Raw genomic sequence first — 23,608 nt, forward strand, 5'->3', positions numbered from 1 at the left:
AATCACTTTTCCACAAATGCTAAAAATCTGTTAGGATTTGTCACCAATATCAAACAAGTTGAGGGACTTTATACAGAAATTTTGGCTGGAATAATCAAGACTGAATTTGCTATAAAAAAACCGACTAGTCTTAACATTTGTCTGCAATGAATCTCTAGTCGGGCATAATTATATAGCGTTGTGTGATTGGCAATTGTTTCTAGCTGGATTTTAGCGATCGCTTACTTGCATAAATAGAAACAATCTGCTAGGATAAGACTTCTATATTATTAATATTCTTTTTTAGACCAACTACCTCGTCGATCATCCTCTCGTGGTTTTGCTTTATTCACTCTTAGTTGACGACCCATCCATTCTGCACCATCCAATTCTGTGATAGCAGCATCTTCTTGTGCATCTTCGATCATGTCAACAAAAGCAAATCCGCGCATCCTTCCGGTTTCGCGGTCAGTAGGTAAAACAACTCTTTTGACCTCGCCATAATCAGCAAACACGGCTTTTAAGTCTGCTTCGGTTGCGCGGTAAGAGAGATTTCCAACGTAGATAGTCATTATGAGTCACGTAATTTTCAACAAAAAGCGATAGTTCAGATGGAAACTGGAACTCAGCAAATTTTAAGCATTGCTCCCGTTGCCTTGGATTCATGTATGACAAAAATTGTAGGAGATTAGTCATCAATTATACTAGTTCACTACTCAACCTGCCACCAGACTGAACATACCCATCTGCTCATTATGATAACTGATTATGACATTTTCCAAAGTATGAGAATTTACAAAGAATTATAATATAAAATTATATGCTTTGATCTATTGGATAATTTAACAGAATTTATTGCTAACAAGCTGCGGTAATCTAACTACATTTTAGCAATTATAAACCGTTAACGTTGAAATGTTAACGGTTTATAATTGATTAATCAATTGAAATTTGCTGAGGGCCAGAGGCTTTGCCATTCTGGACTTCAGTGGCTGTTTTGGGGAAGTTGGCTGAAGTAATATGTTGATCTAGCCAACTTCTAACAGGATCATCAGCTAGGTTAAGTCGGAGGACACCAGAAACAAACCCACCCATAAATGACACTGGATGCTGGGCAAGTTCTTTAAATAGAGGAGACAATTCACTATTAAACATTACACTCTCCAAGTATTGCCGTAAAAAAATTATTAATTCTTCATCAATTTTAACAGATACTGGCTAATAAGTGACAATAAACAAATTTAATAATATTAAGATGTATAATAGTTATGATTTTTTCAATCCACAACAAATTAATTGAATTGAAATTTATTAAGCTATGACAAGCAACTGGGAAAACTTTATCAAAAATATAGGTGAGTGGAGGGGTTCATTTACTCAAATATCCCCCCAGGGAGAAATATTAAAATCTACGCCTAGCATTTTAAACTTAGAAGCCATTGATAATAACCAAGCTGTACTGTTTAGATTACGTCGTTTTGATAGTAATAATTATTATAGTTCTCCCATTCAAGATTATCAACAAGAATATCGTTCTTTAGCCAAAGAAAACATATTTTTTAACACAGGTGCGTTTGCCAAAGGAACATTACAACTAGCACCGTTTACAGAATTTGGTGCAGAATATGGCTTTATAGATGAAAATAGACGATCGCGCTTAGTGCAATTATTTGACAAACAAGGAAAATTTAGTAATTTAACCTTAATTAGAGAATTTAGAACTGGTACAGAAGCCAAAGAAAGACCACCATTGACAGTAGAACAACTAATTGGTAAATGGGAAGGTCAAGCGCACACAGTATATTCAGACCTCAGACCGTCAGAAACAAATACCAGTTATTTAGAAATCAAAGAACTAGACAACGGATATTTAGAACAAACACTAACTTTTGCGGGTTATACTATTACCTCACAAGCCCAAATAGCAGGTAATAAACTGATATTTGAAAAAGAGAGAAATATCAGAGAAATCCTATTATTACCTGATGGAATTTCTAGTAATGTTCCCGTAAAACTAGAACTAAGAAAACCCTTTTTTGTAGAAGCTGGTTGGTTAGTGAGAGATAATGAAAGACAAAGATTAATTCGCAGTTATAGCGAAAAGGGAGAATGGATAAGTTCAACTCATGTAGTTGAATTAAAAATTAAAAATTAAAAATTAAAAATTAAAAATTAAAAATTCTCGTTCCCAGTCTCCAGACTGGGAATGCAGTACAGAGTCTCTGACTCGAAATTGAGGTAAAGGCAGAGCCTTCAGAAATTCATTCCCATACAGAGTATGGGAACGAGAATAACTCCTGAACTCCTGAACTCCTTATGTGGGTGACTGTTCTGGGAACATACACTTATCAGAGTCACAACCGCTAGGTCCTGCTTCTGACATTTCCCCTAGATCATAACGACTCAAAGCACCACAAAAATCATCCGTTTTCCGTCTCGCTTTTACTTCCTGAGATAAACGCTCATAAGTCTCTTTATCTATGGGTTCAAAGGGTAAACGGGGGAAAGTTTGAATGTCATCAAACCGCGCTAACAACGCTGCGGAAATGTAACCCTCATCCTTTTGAATGGCTTCATAAATGCGTGTTCCCAAAGCTTCAACCTCTTCAGAACGTAATTCTAAAGTCGCAGAAGTATTGTAAGTAAGAATATTATGTTCTAACGCAAACTGGTTAGTTTCTGGTTCCATAACACACCAGCCATATTCCTGAAAATCTAATTTTTCCACAGACAAGACTTTCCACTTCTTAGAGAAACAAGATGGTTTGAGTTTCTGACGGTGAAAATCACGCAAGATCAATGAATCGTGAACTGAAGAGCGGATGAAACGAACTGAATATGCACCTTTTGAATTTTCATACCCACTAGGTTTCTGTATATAAATACTAGAAATAACCAAACCAAGTTTTGGACAAACCTGCTTTAGCCAATCAACTAGTTCAGCCCGGCCTGTACTTAATGAAATACAAGTACCACAAACATTTCCATCAGTAGCCAAAAGTCCAGCAATGAATCCATAAAGATAAGACTCATCTGCATCAATACTGGGGAGTTCCTTGTAATAACTGGGCAGAAGGGTCACACGAGTTTGATTAATATCATCACGCTCCATCCTTCTTGGAAAGTATCGTCCCAGTTCTCGTTTTTCTCCACACAGATATACTTGACAAGCACCCGTATCTTTACGCCTTGTTCCATCGCCTAAAACAATGCCATGTTGGATACCAGAAACATCTAGGTTCGGCAGATAGGAAAGCAAAATATCTGGTATTTTATGTTCTAACGTCAGGTCTTGTGTCAAAGTTACTTCTTCTACCAGTCTGCCGCCTGTACGACGAAAAGTCTTCCAACGATGATCTTCCGTTGATACAATTTGTACAAGTCTCTCTTCGTGGATGTCTGATGCTCTTTGCAAAGTTATACGATACATAGTGCGAGGGCTTGATGTGCATACCACAGTAGCAATAGACCAGTTACCATTAGCATTAATCACTTCCACCTTGTCGCCTGGTTCAAAGTCATTAAAGGAAAAAATTCCATGACGTGTGATAAAGCGAGTATCCCGATGGAAACAATTGTGCCTTGTGTAGAATTTTTGCACTTGCATAACAAAGTCTAACTGTGCCAATGCAGAAAACTTAGATACATCAATTGCATCTGCACCTGGTAAATCTGCCCAAGAAACAGCAACGGGAATTTCTACCAACCACTCTGTACAACGGGGGTCAAACGGGTCATTTAATAAGTTACCGTTTTCATCTTTATCAGACTGAGAAGGTATGACATTATAGCCGTAATCTATACAAGCTAAGGCTACGGGGTCATTTTTACGGAAAGTGATCCGGCGAATAAATCTTTGCGCTTTTGGGGGATGCCAACCAGAACTAGCACCTGTTAATAAAGATTTTGTCCCGCTAGGCTGCACTGTAGTACAACGGTTAGGGCGTTTAATCCCGTGTTTATCGCAATATTCCCAAACAGCTTGATGTACTATTTCTCGCCATTTGCTCAGGTATTTTTGCTCACCACGTCTAAATATTAAACCTTCTTCGGTTTCTGGCCTTCCTTGTTCCCACCAGCGCAACCAGTCCACACCAAAAGCGTGAACGAAGAAGTCAAATAAACCAGTGAAGGAAACGCCAACAATGGGATCTAGTTCCCGACTATATTGATAGCGGGGTTCTTGGAACTGATGGTTTAACAATGCAGCAACAGATAAAGCACCGGCTGTAAATGCTTCCTCTTGTTCTTTGTAGTTGTCGGGATCTAGTTGGTTTAAGTGTACCTCAGCCAAGTTACAGTGGAAATTAGTACCTATGATTTCACCACACGGATTAAGCCCGTAGCGGCCTAATCGGTGTTCTAATTCTTGATCATCAATATTTGGGTGACGTTCTTGTATCCATGCTTTAGCTTTTCCTTGTTCGTAAGCTTGCAGGAAGTCTTTTTTCAGTTCTGGGGTGTTGAGTAAATCAATATTAGCTCTTGCCACCGCTTCACCAGCCCATTGAATTGCACCTTCACCACTGTAATACTGCTTTTGCACTGCGGCAATAGATTCTTCTAGGGTGGGTTTGCGGTGAAATACTCTTGTGTGGTTGGCCATACGTAAAGCGTCGCGCTCTGGATCTATGCGCCAGTTACCTTCTGTGTCTTGTTGCCAGAGGTTATCTTTTGCAGTTGCTCCTTGTTGGTCTTCTGCGACGAATTGTCTCATGCCGGCACTGTTAGAAACTAAAATACCTTCACAGACAAATTCATGGACTGTGGCAACTTCAATATCATAAGTAGGTGCAGTCCTTACATCAAAATCAACCCCCACAACTTTGACTGGTACTAAGTCGGTTGCTTCGGGAAGGTATTTTCTTAATGTAGGGAGTACCATTTGTTCCTGGTTATTACTCCAGTGATATTGGTAGGAGTTAATAATGGGACGTACCATAGTTTGCGGGAAACCATGATCTTTAAATGATTTGGGGGTTTGGCGTTTTTGGTGGGAATGTTGCAGAGAATATTTGTCAAAGCAGTTGTTTACAGATTGATATGCTGTTTCACCAACTGTAACTAATTCCCCTTCCCATTTGCCTGTACGTTTGCGAATTGAACTACATAAACGGGTGGTAATGCCCAAGGATGCGTACAAGGCTTGAACTTGCTGTAAAAATCGCTGTTGCACGGAAGCAACTAAAACGCCTTGAGAATGACATCCATCAGCATCAGCAAGACCGGCTAGGTAAGCTTGGCGAATGTCTGCTTTACCTAAGAGAATACAGTCGGGAACGTTTAATGGTTGAGATGGTTTTTTGAATAATCCCAAATATTGATTTAAAGCTGCTGAATTAAATTGCAGTTCGTAGGCTTTGGTTTGACATTGTTCAGGAGTTCTCAGGGTGTGTGTGTCTAAACCAAATTCTCGCCCAACAGCAATTAAATGTTCTAAAATTTGGGGACTGTTTTCATGTACCCTGAATCTGACTCTACTACCATCACTACTAACTGAACCGTCGCCGTGTAAATAACCGATGAAGTAAGCAACATCGGGGGTTAATGCGGGTATGGTGATGGGTTTGGTTTTGCCTGTGATTTTACCGCGAAATTCTGGTAGTTCGGTGGCTGTTCCGGGAATGGCTTGTGGTATGAATATTAGGCGATCGCCTGGTTGCAAATCTTTGGCTTTGACCATTTTGTAATTGCCGTACACATCGGTCAATACAGCAACTTTATGATCTGCCGTACATTCAAAACTACCATCTTGGGTTTGAATGCGACAAAGTGACTGTTCTCCTTGAGTGAAGAAGTTAGTAACAGGATAGAACCCTTTGCTGGTGAGGACGCGATCGCCTATTCTCACTTTAGCAATGGGAACTAAACCGGTTTCTGTATGCACTAGGGCATTTTCAGGTAAACAGCGCCGGATATTCCCGGCAACAATTGATACAGCAGCTTCATCAATTAATAAACAGCATTCCACAGAGGTTAACTGTCTACCTAAAGCTTTATTCAGGATAGAGGCGCAGCGTTCATACAAACCAGGCAATTTTACAGGGTTAGCGACACCACCAAAACCTTTGAGGGTTTCCCCAGACTGACGTACATCACTAATATCTACAATTACCTGAACGTCATCGGTATGGTCAGTGAGCGAAGTCGAACTGAAGCGTTCATCGGTAGAAAGTTCTAACAGGGTTTGATAGGATTTTACCCAACCTTCCCGACTATCTCCGACGTGAATAGTAACAGTGTTACCTTGTATATCGGTTTCTGTAAATTCTCGACGCTGTTCTACAGGTGTACGGCCAACTTCACCTGTAATGGTAACATTTAAGCGATTACGGATAGGGGGCAATTGATTAATATACTGCGGTTCGATAATAGCACCTGTACCACAACCCATCATGGCCAGATCCATCATTAAACCGAAGGCTTTCCAATCTGTTAAATTTGTAGAAGTACAATTATAAGCACCAGAAAAGTTTTTAGATTTTTTTAACCAGTCGGTGCCACCAACCCACAACCAGCGGCCACTGGGTAGGGATTTCATGTTGCGCTGCATTTTATCTAAGAGGGCGGCTTCTTCTTGGGTAAGTTTGCCTAACTCTACTAAACCTTGTAAAGTGCGATCGCACACTTCGTCCCAGGATTCTCTTAAACCTGCTGCTGTACGACGGCTGTAGGTTCTAAAAAATACAGGGTTGGCTGCTGGGGCAGTTTCGGGGAAAGATGCACTCTGGCGTTGACGTTGCAATTCTTGAACCATAATAAAGTCTGATTGCTGACTAACAGATTAAGACTATAACGCCAACTCGTTATATTATGAAAGGTTGCTAAATTTACCACTTTGTGATCTCAAATATTTTGTATAATATGTAACATATTTGTATTTGATGGCGACAAAACAGGCTTCCTACCTTCCTTAACCCAATACATCGGGAATTTAATTAATGCGTAGAGACTCAATTTTTTATAAACTATTCCAACAATATCCATATGTTTTATTTCAGCTATTGAAAAACCCACCTCAAAATGCAGAATTATATAAATTTGATTCTGTAGCGGTGAAAGAACCAAAATTTGAAATTGACGGCGTGTTTTTACCTCCAGAAAGTGAAACCAAGGGTACAGTTTATTTTAGTGAAGTGCAGTTTCAAAAGGATGAACAACTGTATGAGCGATTATTTGCCGAATCTCACTTATATTTCTACCGTAACCGTGATAGATTTAGTGACTAGCAAGCAGTTATAATATATCCATCTCGGAACATAGAACAAAGTGATATTTCTCCCCATCGTTCTTTGCTTAATGGCGATCAAGTGCATAGAATATATTTAGATGAGTTAGGAGACATTCAAGAATTACCCCTATGGGTAGGATTAATGGTACTGACGACATTAAAAGAAAGTGAAGCACCAGCAGCAGCTAGGAATTTATTAACCAGAAGTAATCAAGAATCATCATCAAAAGAGATGATTTTAGAAATGATTACAACAATCATGATGTACAGGTTTGAAAATTTGACTTTGCGGGAGGTTCAAGTCATGTTAGGAATTTCACTAGAAAGAAGTCGCGCTTATCAAGAAATTAAACAAGAAGGAAGACAGGAAGGAAGACAAGAAGGACTCAAAGAGAGTGCTTTAAATTTAGTCATGCGACAGTTAACCAGACGTTTGGGAGAGTTGCCAGAGGAAGCAAAAAATAATATTGCTCAGTTATCTTTGAGCAATTTAGAAAATCTTGGGGAAGCGTTGTTAGACTTTACCAGTTTACAAGATTTACAAAGTTGGTTAAGTCAAGTGCAAGATTAATTTATTACTGATCAGAACCCCGACTTTTCAAGATAATTCAATATTTATATAAGTCGGGGATCTCAAAAATAGTAGATTTTAAATTATAATTATGGAACAAACAAATCAAAATCAAATTACCAAAATATTACAGTAATAATAATGTCCCTAGCACCTTGGAGAAGTTTAATAACTCGCGCTTTACACAAAAACCGCAGTTTAGTTTATTCCCGTTATGTGCAACTTGCAACCGTGCGAGAAAATGGTTTACCTGCAAACCGCACTGTAGTATTTCGTGGTTTTCTGGAAGATACCAACCAGCTAAAATTTATTACCGATATTCGTAGTGCAAAAGCTGAACAAATACCACAACAACCAGCAGCAGAAATTTGTTGGTATTTTCCCAACTCTAGAGAACAATTTCGTATTAGTGGAAATTTAATTTTAGTTACTTTTAATTCTCATCCCCATTTACAACCAGCGAGAATAAAAATGTGGCAAGAATTAAGTGATGCTGCACGTTTACAATTTGCTTGGCCTACTCCTGGTAAAGAAAGAGTAAGAACACCAGAAGCATTTACACCATCAGCACCCAACCCTTTAGAACCATTAGAAACCTTTTGTTTATTATTACTTGAACCTACCGAAGTAGACTATTTAGAATTGCGGGGTGAACCACAAAATAGAACTATTTATAAACTTGATGAAAATCAAGAATGGGATTTTGAAGAAATCAATCCGTAAGTCTTCAGGTAGTAGACTCATAACTTCTATTCTTTTATTACTGTCACCTGTCACCTGTCACCTGTCACCTGTCACCTATTGCTCTTGACATTAAGGTAAAATTTCCACAATCGTACCTTTCTGAACAACTTTATATAATTCATCAACATCTTTATTTTTTAAAGATGGACAACCTAAAGTCCAGTTATTTTTTGCATCAATCATTTCATCAGCACCCGCAGGTACACCATGAATACCTACTTCACCACCAATAGGAAGATACCAAGCTAATTCACCATTGATTTTAGCTTGAAAATGCTTTCTCCAAGATTGTGAATTAGGATAATTTAACCACATAAATTTTGACCATTGGGGATGAGGATAAAGGTCTTTAATTTGTAAAATACCTTCGGGTGTTTTTTTGTCACCTTCTCTTTTTTTATCACCTGTGGGGTTAGCACCAAAAACCACAGGATAAGATTTAATAGGTGTGAGATTGTAATATAATGTTAGTCTGTGCTGAGATTTTTCAATTAAGATAGATATTTTATCTTTATTAATAGGTTCGGTAATTATTTTTTCTATTGGTTGGTCATAATTTAATAATTCATTGCCAATTATAGGTTTATGTATTTTGTGATTTGTTTGACAATTTGTCATACATAAAACCTCGGCAATTTCTGTCACTGGAAATATCAAACCTGCACGCAAGAGTAACCCATAAAATACAGAACCAGTAACAAAAAACAAAATAATGTTTAATAGGATTCTCTGTTGTTTAAGGTATTTGGTTATTGATTCTGTATTCATGATTTGTATGTTTGTTTAAACCTGCTACAAATAAATATTCTGACTTTTGACTCCTAACTACTGATTCCTGAATTATTACATTGGTTAAATCCCAGCACCGTCTAAAAATTCCTGTATTGTTTTATCTCGAAGATTACAGAAATTATGCTCTTTTGGTAATTCATCTACTTGAATGTATTTACCTACTAAAACCGGAACTTTGACGGGATTTTGCAGAGTTTCTATTTTTTCTTCTAGTGCTTCAATACGATCTAATAAAGTACGAATTACTTGAGCTTCTGAGTCTGGTAGGTTGTTGTGTTCCAATGGTGAAACTTTCACTCCAGAACGGTAAACAATACGTCCAGGAATCCCGACAACGGTACAATCAGAGGGAACATCTCTTAAAACTACTGAACCTGCACCGATACGGACGTTATTACCTATTTGCAGATTTCCTAAAACTTTTGCCCCTGCACCAACAACGACGTTTTCACCTAATGTGGGGTGACGTTTACCGCTTTCTTTACCTGTACCACCCAGGGTAACGCCTTGATAAATGAGGGCGTAGTCTCCAATAATGGCGGTTTCGCCAATGACAACGCCCATACCGTGGTCAATAAATACGCCTCTGCCAATTACTGCCCCTGGGTGAATTTCAATACCCGTTAAAAACCGAGCAATATGAGAAATGAGCCGGGGAATAAAGGGAATGCCAATAGCACGCAACCAGTGAGCCAGTCTGTGAAGGATTAAAGCCTGTAAACCAGGGTAGCAAAACAAGACTTCTAACCAATTCCGGGCTGCTGGGTCACGTTCAAAAATGATGCGAAAGTCGGCACGCAGTGTAGATAGCATCTAGATAGTACCCAATAAGCAAAACAAGCTACTTTCCCATTTTATCGTTACTTGGTAATTGGTGATTGGTGATTGGGAAGTATCGGCTCATTGACACTCTCCTGCCTATATGATTCAGATCACGGACAAGATGTTGCCTTGTGGTTTAGGATTCGGAAACTGCTACTCTAATTAGTGGTCTAATGGTCATGGTGCATCAATTTGTCAGTAGATTTTGTAGTTTCAGGAACTTGTAATCTGCTGTGTTAGTCAAGTAAAAAAGTGCAGGGTGCAGAGAGGAAATTTCTGAGGTTTCGGAAATTCTCTTTGGATATTTAGGTAAATGGTAGGGTTTGTTAGATGAAAGATTTGATTTGCTCTGTCTCATTAACTCTGGAATTATTCTTACCAAAACTAACAGTTCTCCACAGCCAGCCTACACAAATAACTTTATGATTTACTGAATACTAAATATTGTTGGTAAATTAAGTAAAAAATGTAACTCATTCTGCTATGCAGCAAGAGGTTTTAATGCTGTAAAAATATTCCGGTGGAATGTTTCTACTGACTGCTGGTATATATTACTGACTTGCCTTCACTCAGTAATTACGGTTGGCTCGGTAACGATTATTTCACATCTAGAAAGTAAAAAAATTGGCTTAAATTTTCCGGATCTACAAAAAATTTTGAGTTTATTGTTACACGTAAATATGTAAGCACGATGAATATCAAACTCGATAAACACACTCCAGATAGTCTGGCATCTTTATTTGTCCTTCTCATGGAAGAAGGAATGACACCAAATCAAATTTTGGTTGGTATTATTCGTCTAGCGACGGATAGCAAAGAATTAGAAGGCACGATTGTCTCAGCCGATTGTATACGTTTCCTGTTGTCGACAATGCCACTAGATACAAGTGCGCCAGGGGTGACTGGGTTTGTATTATCCCTGGCCAAAGAAGGCGTTAGTAGCTTGATGCTGTTGGATGCTTTGGGTTTTGCCTGCTATGTTTGTGGTTTGTTCGATACTGCTAGTTTGCTCCGCTTGACTTATCAGAGATTGCAAGCTGACAAAATCATTTCCCAAATGCTGCGCGACTAAGAGCTAATGACTAACCAATGTTTTTTTAGACGGCTCATGCCAAATCAAAAAATGCTCAACCAAACAATGGATGAACTGATAAAACTGATAAAAGAGTTATATGTTTCCTGTGAGATATTTAGCCAGTTGTAGTGAAGCGACTACAAGGTTCAGGGACTGCTACAACATATAGCGGTGTTGTGCAGTGCTTCATCAACAACTGGCGAGTGGCTGTAAGTTCTAAGGGTTGGCTGCCATCCTTCCCTTGGAACTATTTTTAACTATCCTGTTCTTTTTGTTGATATTTCTATTAAAACGGTAACTAAAAAATTTTGTCTGCCAAATTGCCAAAACCTTGAATTGTTTGGCTGACGGTGGAAATGAGGATTTTGATTGCATAGATGGGGCGTTGAGGAACGCCCCTTTTCCTATTTTCCTCATGGTAGGGGGAGTTGGGGAGAAATATTTAGGGGTTGCTGAGAAAGTCTTTCCGTGAGGGCATAGGAGTCAGGAGTCAGGAGTCAGGAGTCAGGAGGAGATTTGAAAATTTCTTTGCCATCTCTTGAAATCCCAAAAAATGCACACTTTTTCCGGTATACCCTTCAAAACCCTTGCACTAATTTCTGTGTTTATCAGCCTCTAACCTTTGATATATCAAGGTTTTAGGTTTATTCAGCAAACCCTATTTACCTCCTGCCTCTTGCCTCGCTCATGATCATAATGTTGGCACAATTCTTTACTAGCTGTGCAGCAAGTTCAAATTGAGGAAATTTTTACTAATTCGTAATTCGTAATCAGTATTTAATAGGTTCAAGCCTACATAAATTGTAATTGCGAATTATGAATTATGAATTATGAATTATGATGATATGTTTTTTATGATCAAATTGAATTTTACCTTGTTGTTGGAACTGACTCAGTAAGCGCGTAATTGTGACTCTGGTAGTACCACAGATATTGGCAATATCTTCATGAGTGAGGCGAAAACAGAGGCGTGTTCCTTCAGGTACTGGTTCTCCAATTTGCTGTTTTAAAAGTTGTAATAAATGCTGTAATCTTTCTGGTACTTTTCGCTGACCAGCAATAAATAAAAAAGATTGTGTTTGTTGTAATCGCTGTTGAATTTTAGGTAATAGGATTTTATTGAGGTTGGGTGTAGCTGCAATTTCTGAAAGGTAAATTGGTACTACTTCGACATCTGCAATGGCTGTGGCTTCGTAAATGGGTAAAGATGTCATACTAGAGCCAAAAATCATGCCTGGTTTTGCTAACCCTGTGATTATTTCTGCACCTGTTTCACTAAATGCACTGAGTTTAACTAAACCATGACGAACAAACCAAATTAATAAAGGAATGAGGGTAATAATTTCTCCTTTGGAATGTTTATGTATAGGACGATTTTCAATTAGGTCGGTGAAATTTTTAACATCTGTTGATTCTACTGGATCAGAGGCAACACTTTTATTTATTAACCAGTGTAATTTCGTATGTTGCTCATGCTGATTGGCAACAGATTTGACTTTCCAAGAGGCATCAAATGAATCATCATGACGTGGCTTTAATCGTAATAAGATTTCTCGGATTTGCTCAGATTGAGATATCTGATTAATTGTACTGAAAAAGTAGGAGTGTTGTTCTTGTGAAATGAAATTTATTATTGGTTTTCCAACTAGAAAATTTTCGTCAATGTTTAGTAATTGTGCTGCTACTCGGTTGGCTTCTTTGATGATACCTTGCTCATCAGTTACTAAATAAGCTGCTGGTGCAAATTCAAATAATTCTTGGTAATGTTGGCGTTGTATTTCCAGCAAGGTGGAATTTTGCGTGAGTTCTTCATTTTGCTGGTAAAGTTCCTCAACTGCTAATTGCAACATTTTTGAGGTGCTATGTAGTTCTTTAAATGCTTGGGGTAGTAGATCAGAGGGAATCCAGGGTAATACGGTAGCAGTTTGGTATAAATCTGCTAAATGCTGGTGTAATGCTTCTGCTCGTTGCATAAATAGTTGTATGTTCACTTTTAATTCCCGCCTTTATATGGATATTGAGTGAAAAGTCCCATTACTGTAAATTTGGGAAAGTTTTTTTATAGCCTTTTTAATATGTTAAAAAATGAAAACTTATTATATTTTAAGTTTTAATTAATCATTTGGTAATTGTTTTTAACGTTTTATTATTCATATATATATATATATATATAATAATGAGTTAAATATATTAAAACTGTTTATTTTTTAGCTTTTCTATGTTTACTTGTAGTTTGCATTATAATGCTTAATTGATGCGAATAACCAGATTGTTGATATCTGACGTACCCTACCAATGTGCCAGTTGCGTAAGTCGTCCACTGATAACTATATTTGTCTATAGATTGGGCGAATTTGTGGGATACTGAGATTGGCGATCGCCTGATTTTTTGTGAGCTTTGTTACCATTTTGCTGATCATGCTGGGTTTGTATCTCATACCATTCACTCATGCAATATTCTGACCAACAAAAGCAGTATTCATACCAACAAAAATCACATAAGTTGGAATCTGCTATTTGTTCTCCGTTGGATACAGGTTTGACGCTATTATGAGGACAGTGAATATAATTACTCATTGGTGTTAACTCTTTTTTGAATGAAAACAACAGCTTTATTAAGTTATTTGTATTACTCAGTTTAGTGAAAAATGGTACACATTAGGATTAACATAATAAAAGTGTGTCAATTTTTCTCTGTTTAACCTAGATTAGTCATATTTCGCAGCCAGCAATATTAAGCACATGGATACTAACCAGTTAAAATTTGTATTAAAACTTTTAGGATGTCCCAACTACCGCGCTGGGTTAAGTTCCAGTGTTTTTGATGCTTTTAAAAAAGATAAAAACAAAATTTGCAGAGATTTGAAAGCACTAGAACTAGTAGACTATTCCCAAGAGATTGCCACAGTAAAAATCAAGGATGCTGGACAGGCTTTGTTAAAATTAGATTCCAGTCAATTACCCATCAGTGATAAAGAACTGAAAGTATTGGAAAAGATCGGTAAAAGTTCTAAAAAAATCGCCCCCAGTGAAATTAAAGTTTCTGGTTTGAAATCAGATGAACGAGAGACGATATTAAACGTATTAACTGGAAGGGGTTTGATTGAAATAGAAATCAAGATGAAAAGACTCAAAGCTGAAGTGTGGCTAACTCCAAGGGGTATGGAATTTTTGCAGGATGAATTTATCCCCAATGAAGGTAATAATCCTGTTATTAGTTTAGACTTATTGGGTAATTATATCCGGTTTTTGCGGAAAAATTTACGCCAGTCAGAACCAGTTGCTTCTGTAGTATCTAGCAGTGAAAAATCAGAAATAGAAACTATCAGTAAACCTAGTGATGAACAGGTTTTAGAGACTATTAAAAAATTAGATTATGAACTGGGAACAGAGAATTATTTACCTATTTTTCATCTGCGAGAAAAGTTACAACCACCTTTATCAAGGGATGAATTAGATCAAGCTTTGTATAGGTTGCAAAGAAATGATCTAATTGATTTGAGTTCTTTACAAGAAGTTAGTGCTTATACCCCAGAACAAATTGATGCGGGTATCCCTCAAAATATTGGTGGTCAATTGTTTTTTATCATCGTCAACTAACAGTTATCAATTCATCCACATAGTTTGATTATTTTCTGATTATTTTCTGATTATTTGCTTTTTTCCTTAATTCCTCCTCACACCGATTTTTAGATTTAGCAATGACAAACATTAACGATATTATCAAACGTGAAGTCAACCCTTTTGATGTTATCAATTTAAAGCCTACTAATTTTTGGGCGGATCAACAGGATGTAACATTAATGGTTGATTCAATTCATAAAGAAGCAATCACAGAGATAGAATATTTACTAAATATAGTAGGTAAAGATCATCGTAGTCGTACAGTTTTATTAGTTGGTGAGTCTGGTGCAGGTAAAAGTTATTTATTAGGTCGTCTCAAACGCACTCTTAACCCTAAAGCTTTTTTCGCTTATATTCTTTGTAACTGGGCTGATAGTAGTAATATTTGGCGGCATATTTTACGCCATACAGTAGATAGTTTAATTCAAGTTCCTGAAGGTGAGAAAGAATCACAATTAATGTTATGGCTGAAAAGTTTATCAGCCTTTACAAAAAGTGATATCAAAAAAAGAATATTTAATGATAATTTTTGGGAAGCATTACAAAGTGATCGCCAAAAATTTATTAAACATCTCAAGAAGACCTATCAAACAGCAGGTATCTATAACCCAGATATCTTTTTTGGTGTGCTGCACGATTTAGCAAATCCCGAATTATATGATATAGCTTGTGAATGGTTGCGAGGAGATGATTTAAGTGAAGAATCCATGAAAGAAATAAAGGTTAAACACTGTATTGATACAGAAGATGCAGCCAAAAATATTTTAGCTAATTTTGGCAGAATTTCCACACAAACCCAACCAATAGTCTTATGTTTTGATAATTTAGATACTATGCCTCAATCGCCAGAAGGTTTTCTGGATATCCAACCTTTTTTTAATGTTAACACAACTATTCATGGAGAAAATTTAAAAAATTTCTTAGTCATTATTAGTGTGATTACAAATACTTTAAAACGCCATTGGGATCGTGTACTCCCAGCGGACAAAGCCGGAATATATAAAACAATTCAGCTAAAAGACATTACTATAGAACAAGCGGAAGCACTTTGGGCTTATCATCTCAAACCATTACATCAATTAGCATATCCTCAACCAGAATCCTCTCTTTTTCCTCTCACTCGGCAAATTTTAGAAACAAATTACCCCGGTGGTAGAACCAAGCCAAGAAATACATTAACTCTGGGACGTGACGAATATCAAAAATATAAAATTGATATCATCAGTGGTCATATCAAACCTGAACCTGTAGCACAAACAAAAGTTACCATACCCCAACAAAAAATCACTTCTGATCCTATAATTACTATTTCTTTATCTGTAAGTGATCCAGAAACAACTCAAGCAGAATTTGAATTACTATGGCAAAAAGAATATAATAAAATTCAGGGTAAAATTACAAAATTATCTCTGTTATCATCATCTGATTTGGTTCAGATGTTACAACAAGCTTTATCAGCTTTACAACTACAGGGAATTAAACCCAAACTTTTAACTGGAAAATATGCTACTTATTCATTGAGTTATCAGCAGTCTCAAAAACAAGAAAGAGTAGGAATAGTCTGGACAGAAGATTCAAACATGACTACTTTTTTTCATGTTATGAATGCTTGCAAAAATGTAATTCATAACAATAGCTGTAAAACTCTTTATTTAGTCCGTGCTGGAAATGTAGGAAAACCAAATCTTGCAGGAAATCAACTTTATAGAGAACTTTTTACTCACACTCATCACCAACACATCAAACCAAGTCTAACAGCAGTTCATTATTTAGCAACATACCAAAGTTTTGTCAATTCTGCCAAATCTCAAGAATTAGTCATTGGTGGGAAAACGATTAATTTACAAGGACTAGAATCTTTAATGCGTGAATCTCAAATCTTGCATAACAAATGTACTTTGTTACATGATTTAGGTCTTGTTGCTGGAACAGAAAAAGATACAAATGGTAAAGTTAGAAGAGATTACAGACCTGTAAAAGATTTTATCTTAAATCTCATCAAAACTCAAGGATTTATGGGAGTAAATACGTTAATTTCCCAAACAGCTAGTCAATTTTCTGATGTTCAAGAAAGTGAAATTAAAATGTTAATTGACCTATCATGTCAGGAAAAGAAAGCTAAAATTATGAACCCAAAATCTAAATTACAAGACCAATTAATTTCTTGGAATCCTCAACTATAATCTATATATCAGCCAATGCACTACCTAACCAAAGATGCGGAAATATATCAGCAAATTTCCCAAATATCCCGACATAAAACTCTATGGATAGATACAGAAATTGCTGATTGGAATACTCCCTACCCCAGATTATCATTAATTCAAGTATTGGCTGATACCACAGACTTAACTGGTGAGTCTGCTTTAATTTTAGATGTTTTAGATAAACCTGATTTAATCCATTATTTTATCAATCAAATCATGGTAAAATCAGAAATTGCTAAGGTTTTTCATAACTCTGGATTTGATGTTAAATATTTAGGGGGAAAACTAGCCCAAAATATTATTTGTACATACCAATTATCTAGAAAAATTACCCGCGAAAAACTACAAGTAAGTAATTTAAAACTCAAAACCTTAGCTGTAGAACTTTGTCACTTTTCTGATGTAGATGTAGAAGAAGGAACAAGTGACTGGGGAAAACGTCCTCTCACTCAAAAACAGCTAAACTATGCAGCAATGGATACAGTCTATTTAGCTGCTGTCCATCGTCGCTTACTACAAATATATCAACCTGAAGCTATTAATGAGATTTTTAATATGGTCAATAATAAATCTGAAAATTCATCTTTAACACCGACTAAAGTTAGAGTAGCGTTTGAATGTCCGCGTTTATTTTATCTCAATCATCATTTTGATCATAAAGCAATATTTTTTCCTAAAAATTCCATTTCCGGTATTGGTAATGTTTTTCATAAATTAGCCGATGATTTGATACAATTACTTTTGATTAATCCCCAAATTAAATCTTTATTAATTGCCGATGTAAGTAGATTAAATTTAGAACAAATATCATCGGAAATTCAACAAATATTTTATACAAATCAATTCTTCCCTTATTTACAAAATATTATCAGTCAAGATGACAGTAAAGCACCCGCTTTATTACAAATTTGGCAAGGAATACAAGGACTGATTAAAAAACTCACAGAGTTATTAATTATCAATCGGCGTTATTGTAGTGCTGAGACAGTAATTAAAAATACTTTTATTCAGGAAGAAAGAACTTTAGAATATTATTTTAATTTACCTGATGGTACACAACAATTAGTTAGAGGTGAATTTGATTGTTTAGTTTTTAATTTTGAAGTTAAACGCCTGTGTATGATAGAGTTTAAAACCTATCACCCTGTAGATCCAGCAGCACAGTTAGCACAGGTTTCTCTGTATAGTTATATGTTATTTCACAAGAAAAAAGCGGCGGTAGATTCTGCGGTTTATTGTGTTTTACCTGAATTTAAAGATTACCAATATTCCTGGGAACAATTAGAAAATACAATTCATCAATTAATTCCCTACAAACTATTACAAATGCAGGAATGGTTAAAATGGGAATCTCCCAACCCCAACCCACCACCTGCGACAACTCAACCTCATTTGTGTGAAATTTGTCCTCAACAACAAAAGTGTCAGACATTTTTTAATACTAAAAATCCAATGTCTAATTTAATACAATGTATAGAGATGATGATAGAGTTATGTGATCGGTTAACAACTAGGTCAACTATTAATGCTGATGAAATTGGGGAATGTTTAGTTACAAATGTAGAATCAGATCCCCCCCAACTCCCCTTAGAAAAGGAGGAGAATTCAACAACTATTAATGCTGATGAAATTGGGGAATGTTTAGTTACAACTTTGGCATCTTTTAAAGTTAATGTAGATTATTATGGTGCTGATGTGAGTCCGGCATTTATTCGGGTGAAAATTAAACCCCATTTAGGGGTAAAAGTGCCGTCAATTTTAAAATTATCTGCTGATTTACAAGTACAATTAGGGTTAGAATATCCTCCTTTAATTGCGCCCCAAGCTGGTTATGTCAGTGTTGATTTACCACGCAAAGATAGACAAATTGCTAAATTTGAAGATTATATTCAAAAACAGTTTTTACCAGCAAATACACCTGTAAAAATTGCTGTGGGAATAGGTATTGATGGTAGCTTATTAGAAGCTGATTTATCTGATCCGAATACTTGCCATTTTTTAGTAGGAGGAACAACAGGAAGCGGTAAAAGTGAATTTTTAAGATCCCTACTTCTCAGTTTATTGTATCGTCATTCTCCCCAACATCTGAAAATTGCCTTAGTTGATCCGAAAAGAGTGACATTTCCCGAATTTGAACAAATTCCCTGGTTATATTCACCAGTTGTTAAAGATAGCGATCGCGCTATAGAATTAATGGAAGAATTATTGATAGAAATGGAATCTCGCTATCAAAAATTTGAAAAAGCTAAGTGTAAAGATTTAACAGATTATAATCACAAATCTTCCCCACCTTTACCCCGGATAGTATGTATTTTTGATGAATATGCCGATTTTATGGCAGAAAAAGAAATTCGTACTGCATTAGAACAAAGTATCAAACGTTTAGGTGCAATGGCAAGAGCAGCAGGAATACATTTAATTATTGCTACCCAACGTCCAGAAGCGGGGATAGTCACCCCTATTATTCGCTCAAATTTACCGGGAAGAATTGCTTTAAGAACCTCTAGCGAAGCGGATTCTAAAATTGTTCTTGGTGGAACACAAACAGCAGCAGCATATCTGTTAGGTAAAGGTGATTTACTTTATCAAGTTGGTTCTCAGTTACATCGTTTACAAAGTTTATTAGTAAAAAATATGAAACTACCTTAAAAAAGTCCTTAACTTTTTTCGGGGTATAACCGCATAAAGGAGAAAAGATAGCCCAAAGCAAATTTTCGCATCTACCAAAAGACTAAATTAACCAAAGTTAAAATCTATTAGATAATATGTACGCTACATTAATGGGAATGCGTCAGCAGAGGAAATAAAAATGGGATATGTAATTGCAACTGCAAACATGAAAGGTGGAGTGGGTAAAACTACGGTTACTGTTAATTTAGCCACTTGTTTAGCAAAAAATCACGGAAAAAAGGTATTGGTTCTCGATTTAGATAGTCAAATTAGTGCTACCCTCAGTTTAATGTCACCGATGGAGTTTGCTAAACGTCGCAAACAAAGAAAGACTTTTAGATATTTGATAGATGAAGTTATTAACCCATATCCCAATGCTGAATACAAGATTCAGGATATCATTCAAGGTGAATTATGTAAGCTGCCGGGATTGGATTTATTGCCAGGAGATATCGACTTATATGATGAATTTGTCGTTTCAGAAATGCTGCATAATCAAGCATTAGCCTTGGGTGAACAAGATTTTGAAACTATTTGGAATCGTTTTGAAAGAGTCTTAATTAGAGACATTTTAAAACCAGTTCGGGATGAATATGATTTTATTCTTTTAGACTGCGCTCCTGGTTATAATCTCATGACTCGTAGTGCTTTAGCAACTAGTGATTTTTATCTTTTACCTGCTAAACCAGAACCTTTATCTGTGGTGGGTATTCAATTATTAGAAAGACGCATTGCTAAGTTGAAAGACAGTCATGAACATGAAGCAAAAATCAATATCAAAATGTTGGGAATTGTCTTTAGTATGTGCAATACTAATTTATTGACTGGCAGATATTATAAACAAGTAATGCACCGAGTTGTGGAAGATTTTGGTGTAGAAACTATTTGTCAGGCACAAATTCCCGTTGATGTCAATGTAGCGAAAGCTGTTGATAGTTTTATGCCGGTAACGTTAATGAGTCCGGGTTCTGCTGGTGCGAAGTCATTTATGCAGTTGACTGAGGAATTATTGCGGAAGTTGTAAAGGCTATATAATAGATCCTCGATTGATTAAAAAAGTCGGGGATCTTGGTATGCTCACATTATGATTAAATTTGCTATAATATATTCTGAAATTTCATGCACATTATTTCTCGTAAAGCTTTTCGTCAATTTTGTGAACAGTATCCTGATAGTGAAAGTGCATTGACTCGCTGGTTTAAACTTATGAATGGGGCTAATTTTGAAACTTTTGATGAATTGCGCTCTGTTTTTCCTAGTGCTGATATGGTAGGTGATTTAATTGTATTTAATATTGGTGGTAATAAATATCGTTTAATTACTTCAATTCATTTTAATCGCCAAAAAGTGTATATTCGCAAGATATTAACTCATTCAGAATACGACAAAAATCTATGGAAAAATTAACTACATTGCCCCCTGATATTAATATCCATTGGACTGCTATTGCTCCTTTGCTTACAATTCGTAATGAAGAAGAATATGATCAAGCTATCGAAAGATTAAATAATTTACTTGATGAAATCGGTACTAACGAACAGCATCCTCTTTATAATTTACTGGATACGTTAGGAACAGTAATTGAGGCTTATGAAAAAGAACATTATGCTATTCCTAATTGTCATGGAAATGATATATTAGCTTATTTAATTGAAGAACACAAATTGAGTTTATCAGATTTACCTGAAATTGGTACAGCAGAAACAATAAAGGCTATTTTGAATAAAGAACAAGCATTAACTTTTAATCAAATTCAACAGTTAGCACAACGTTTTCATGTTCCCATTCAAGTATTTATCAGTTAAACTCTAATTTATTGGTACTTATTTTTTACCAAATTTCTCTTAAATCTAAAACAAATCCTGGTAAAATATCTTCACCATTTAATGTTTGAGGATGATCTAATTCTTCCACAGGTTGACTAGGACGATAAATATATACTTTCTGTTGTTTCCTGTCAATTAACCAAGCTAATTTCACACCATTTTCTATATATTCTTCCATTTTTTCTTGTAGTGTTTTCAAGCTATCTGTTTCAGAACGCAACTCTACTACAAAATCAGGACAAATTGGCGCAAATTTCTTTCTTTGTTCTGTGGGTATTGCTTCCCATCTTTCCTTTTTTATCCATGCTGCATCAGGAGAACGCACAGCACCATTAGGTAAGGTAAAACCACCACTAGAACCAAAACCTACTCCTGTACCATCTTTTTTTGTCCAAATACCTAATTGCACAATTAAATTAAAATTACGTTCATCTGTTTCTGATCCGGTAGGTGACATAATCAATAAATCTCCAAATTGGTTACGTTCAATTCTAAAATCACGGTTTAATTGACAGAAATCGAAAAATTGATCATCAGTCATGATGATATCTGGCTGCATTTTTATCACCATTGGTAAGATTTCTGTAACTGTGGGTGTTTGTGTATTCATAGTTTTGTTTTTGGATGTAGAAAATGAAGATGTAGATCCGTTGATTGATTAATCATTAATTGATTACCAAATTTCTCTTAAATCTAAAACAAATCCTGGTAAAATATCTTCACCATTTAATGTTTGAGGATGATCTAATTCTTCCACAGGTTGACTAGGACGATAAATATATACTTTCTGTTGTTTTCTATCAATCAACCAAGCTAATTTCACACCATTTTCTATATATTCTTCCATTTTTTCTTGTAGTGTTTTCAAGCTATCTGTTTCAGAACGCAACTCTACTACAAAATCAGGACAAATTGGCGCAAATTTCTTTCTTTGTTCTGTGGGTATTGCTTCCCATCTTTCCTTTTTTATCCATGCTGCATCAGGAGAACGCACAGCACCATTAGGTAAGGTAAAACCACCACTAGAACCAAAACCTACACCTGTACCATCTTGTTTTGTCCATGTCCATAATTGACCAGTTAAATTAAAATTGCGTTCATCTGTTTCTGAACCGGTAGGTGACATAATTAATAAATCTCCAAATTGGTTACGTTCAATTCTAAAATCACGGTTTAATTGACAGAAATCGAAAAATTGATCATCAGTCATGATGATATCTGGCTGCATTTTTATCACCATTGGTAAGATGTCTGTACCTGTGGGTGTTTGTGTGTTCATAGTTTTGTTTTTGGATGTGGAAAATGAAGATGTAGATCCGTTGATTGATTAATCATTAATTGATTACCAAATCTCTGTTAAATCTAAAATAAATCCTGGTAAAATATCCTCTCCATTTAATGTTTGGGGATGATCTAATTCTTCCACAGGTTGACTAGGACGATAAATATATACTTTCTGTTGTTTTCTATCAATTAACCAAGCTAATCTTACACCATTTTCTAGATATTCTACCATCTTTTCTTGTAATTTTTTTAAACTATCATTTGGTGAACGTAGTTCAATTACAAAGTCAGGTGCAATGGGAGCAAATTTTTCTTGTTGTTCAGGTGTTAAACTTTCCCATCGTTCTTTTTTTACCCAAGCAACATCAGGAGAAACATCTTTTCCATTAGGTAATTTAAAACCCGTGGAAGAATCAAAACCTTTACCTAATTTGGTTTTTTTATTCCAAATTCCTAATTCTACAACAATATCAAAATTACAATTTCCTGTATCGCTACCTGTTGGTGGCATAATTATTAATTCCCCTGATGCTGTGCGCTCAAATCTTAAATCTCGGTTATTGCGACAAAGTTCTAAAAATTGATCATCTGTTAAATTGAGGTTTAATGTTAGTCTAGGAGGTAAAGTTGTTATAGTAGTGTTCATGATGTTTACCTCAATATGTTAGGTTTTGATTGATCCAGTTGATAATCTTGTGAAAAATGAGGATGCAGATCCCCGACTTCTGATGTGAATTTATCATTTGTTTACAAGATTAAAAAAGAAGTCGGGGATCTTAACCA

19 protein-coding genes and 1 pseudogene are annotated in these 23,608 nt (G+C 36.0%); 10 read left to right on the forward strand and 10 right to left on the reverse strand.

Going from position 1 to position 23,608, the window contains the following annotated elements; all coding sequences use genetic code 11:
* Positions 1–269: 269 nt before the first annotated feature.
* Both H5968_RS00675 and H5968_RS00680 read right to left on the reverse strand, forming a co-directional pair.
* Complete coding sequence (locus H5968_RS00675; protein WP_096568063.1) at positions 270–551, reverse strand: RNA-binding protein; 282 nt, start codon at positions 549–551, stop codon at positions 270–272.
* 364 nt (positions 552–915) lie between these two features.
* Positions 916–1,134: a hypothetical protein gene (locus H5968_RS00680; protein ID WP_187038390.1), complete on the reverse strand. Its 219-nt coding sequence runs from the start codon at positions 1,132–1,134 to the stop codon at positions 916–918.
* Positions 1,135–1,297: 163 nt separating this feature from the next.
* Between H5968_RS00680 and H5968_RS00685 the strand changes: the two genes are divergently transcribed.
* The gene (locus tag H5968_RS00685; RefSeq protein WP_187038391.1) at positions 1,298–2,134 is read left to right on the forward strand and encodes a DUF3598 family protein; all 837 of its coding nucleotides are present in this window, start codon (positions 1,298–1,300) and stop codon (positions 2,132–2,134) included.
* Positions 2,135–2,293: 159 nt separating this feature from the next.
* Here the strand turns inward: H5968_RS00685 and nrdJ are convergent, their stop codons facing one another.
* Positions 2,294–6,736, reverse strand: coding sequence for a ribonucleoside-triphosphate reductase, adenosylcobalamin-dependent (gene nrdJ, locus H5968_RS00695; protein ID WP_255426997.1), 4,443 nt, complete (start codon positions 6,734–6,736; stop codon positions 2,294–2,296).
* A gap of 184 nt (positions 6,737–6,920) precedes the next feature.
* On the opposite strand from nrdJ, the pseudogene H5968_RS00700 reads away from it, so the two are divergent.
* A pseudogene (locus H5968_RS00700) lies at positions 6,921–7,781 on the forward strand (Rpn family recombination-promoting nuclease/putative transposase).
* Positions 7,782–7,922: 141 nt separating this feature from the next.
* On the forward strand, positions 7,923–8,504 hold the full coding sequence (locus H5968_RS00705; RefSeq protein WP_187038392.1) for an Npun_F5749 family FMN-dependent PPOX-type flavoprotein: 582 nt from the start codon (positions 7,923–7,925) through the stop codon (positions 8,502–8,504).
* 90 nt (positions 8,505–8,594) lie between these two features.
* Here the strand turns inward: H5968_RS00705 and H5968_RS00710 are convergent, their stop codons facing one another.
* Together H5968_RS00710 and cysE are read right to left on the reverse strand one after the other, a co-directional pair.
* On the reverse strand, positions 8,595–9,293 hold the full coding sequence (locus H5968_RS00710) for a murein L,D-transpeptidase family protein (protein ID WP_187038393.1): 699 nt from the start codon (positions 9,291–9,293) through the stop codon (positions 8,595–8,597).
* Between the two features lie 84 nt (positions 9,294–9,377).
* The gene (gene cysE / locus H5968_RS00715) at positions 9,378–10,130 is read right to left on the reverse strand and encodes a serine O-acetyltransferase (protein ID WP_187038394.1); all 753 of its coding nucleotides are present in this window, start codon (positions 10,128–10,130) and stop codon (positions 9,378–9,380) included.
* Between the two features lie 700 nt (positions 10,131–10,830).
* On the opposite strand from cysE, the gene H5968_RS00720 reads away from it, so the two are divergent.
* Positions 10,831–11,211 (forward strand): hypothetical protein, encoded by a 381-nt coding sequence (locus tag H5968_RS00720; protein WP_187038395.1) that lies wholly within the window; start codon positions 10,831–10,833, stop codon positions 11,209–11,211.
* Between the two features lie 824 nt (positions 11,212–12,035).
* Here the strand turns inward: H5968_RS00720 and H5968_RS00725 are convergent.
* Positions 12,036–13,205 (reverse strand): helix-turn-helix domain-containing protein, encoded by a 1,170-nt coding sequence (locus H5968_RS00725; RefSeq protein WP_187038396.1) that lies wholly within the window; start codon positions 13,203–13,205, stop codon positions 12,036–12,038.
* Between the two features lie 346 nt (positions 13,206–13,551).
* Positions 13,552–13,791, reverse strand: coding sequence for a hypothetical protein (locus H5968_RS00730; RefSeq protein WP_187038397.1), 240 nt, complete (start codon positions 13,789–13,791; stop codon positions 13,552–13,554).
* Positions 13,792–13,956: 165 nt separating this feature from the next.
* On the opposite strand from H5968_RS00730, the gene H5968_RS00735 reads away from it, so the two are divergent.
* From H5968_RS00735 to H5968_RS00760, 6 genes are all read left to right on the forward strand, one after another.
* Positions 13,957–14,814: a transcription factor RcaD gene (locus tag H5968_RS00735; RefSeq protein WP_187038398.1), complete on the forward strand. Its 858-nt coding sequence runs from the start codon at positions 13,957–13,959 to the stop codon at positions 14,812–14,814.
* A gap of 101 nt (positions 14,815–14,915) precedes the next feature.
* Entirely contained in the window at positions 14,916–17,021 is a 2,106-nt protein-coding gene (locus H5968_RS00740) for an AAA family ATPase (RefSeq protein ID WP_187038399.1), read from the forward strand.
* 15 nt (positions 17,022–17,036) lie between these two features.
* Positions 17,037–19,694 (forward strand): DNA translocase FtsK, encoded by a 2,658-nt coding sequence (locus H5968_RS00745; protein ID WP_187038400.1) that lies wholly within the window; start codon positions 17,037–17,039, stop codon positions 19,692–19,694.
* A 160-nt stretch (positions 19,695–19,854) separates the two neighbouring features.
* Positions 19,855–20,739 (forward strand): ParA family protein, encoded by an 885-nt coding sequence (locus tag H5968_RS00750; protein WP_187038401.1) that lies wholly within the window; start codon positions 19,855–19,857, stop codon positions 20,737–20,739.
* Positions 20,740–20,834: 95 nt separating this feature from the next.
* Positions 20,835–21,122 carry a type II toxin-antitoxin system HigB family toxin gene (locus H5968_RS00755; RefSeq protein ID WP_187038402.1) on the forward strand — a complete coding sequence of 96 codons (288 nt, stop codon included), beginning with the start codon at positions 20,835–20,837 and terminating at the stop codon, positions 21,120–21,122.
* Positions 21,110–21,520, forward strand: a complete 411-nt coding sequence (locus H5968_RS00760) for a type II toxin-antitoxin system HigA family antitoxin (protein ID WP_187038403.1) — start codon at positions 21,110–21,112, stop codon at positions 21,518–21,520. Before H5968_RS00755 ends, H5968_RS00760 begins: the two co-directional genes overlap by 13 nt.
* Before the next feature lie 25 nt (positions 21,521–21,545).
* Here H5968_RS00760 and H5968_RS00765 read toward each other — a convergent pair whose 3' ends face one another.
* From H5968_RS00765 to H5968_RS00775, 3 genes are all read right to left on the reverse strand, one after another.
* A complete protein-coding gene (locus H5968_RS00765) occupies positions 21,546–22,151 on the reverse strand; it encodes a Uma2 family endonuclease (RefSeq protein WP_096568093.1) in 606 nt (201 codons plus the stop codon).
* Positions 22,152–22,214: 63 nt separating this feature from the next.
* A complete protein-coding gene (locus tag H5968_RS00770) occupies positions 22,215–22,820 on the reverse strand; it encodes a Uma2 family endonuclease (protein ID WP_187038404.1) in 606 nt (201 codons plus the stop codon).
* A gap of 63 nt (positions 22,821–22,883) precedes the next feature.
* A complete protein-coding gene (locus H5968_RS00775; RefSeq protein WP_096568095.1) occupies positions 22,884–23,471 on the reverse strand; it encodes a Uma2 family endonuclease in 588 nt (195 codons plus the stop codon).
* Positions 23,472–23,608 lie beyond the last annotated feature (137 nt).

This window comes from Sphaerospermopsis sp. LEGE 00249 (assembly GCF_014299995.1).
In the GTDB taxonomy this organism is placed as follows: Bacteria; Cyanobacteriota; Cyanobacteriia; order Cyanobacteriales; family Nostocaceae; genus Sphaerospermopsis; species Sphaerospermopsis kisseleviana.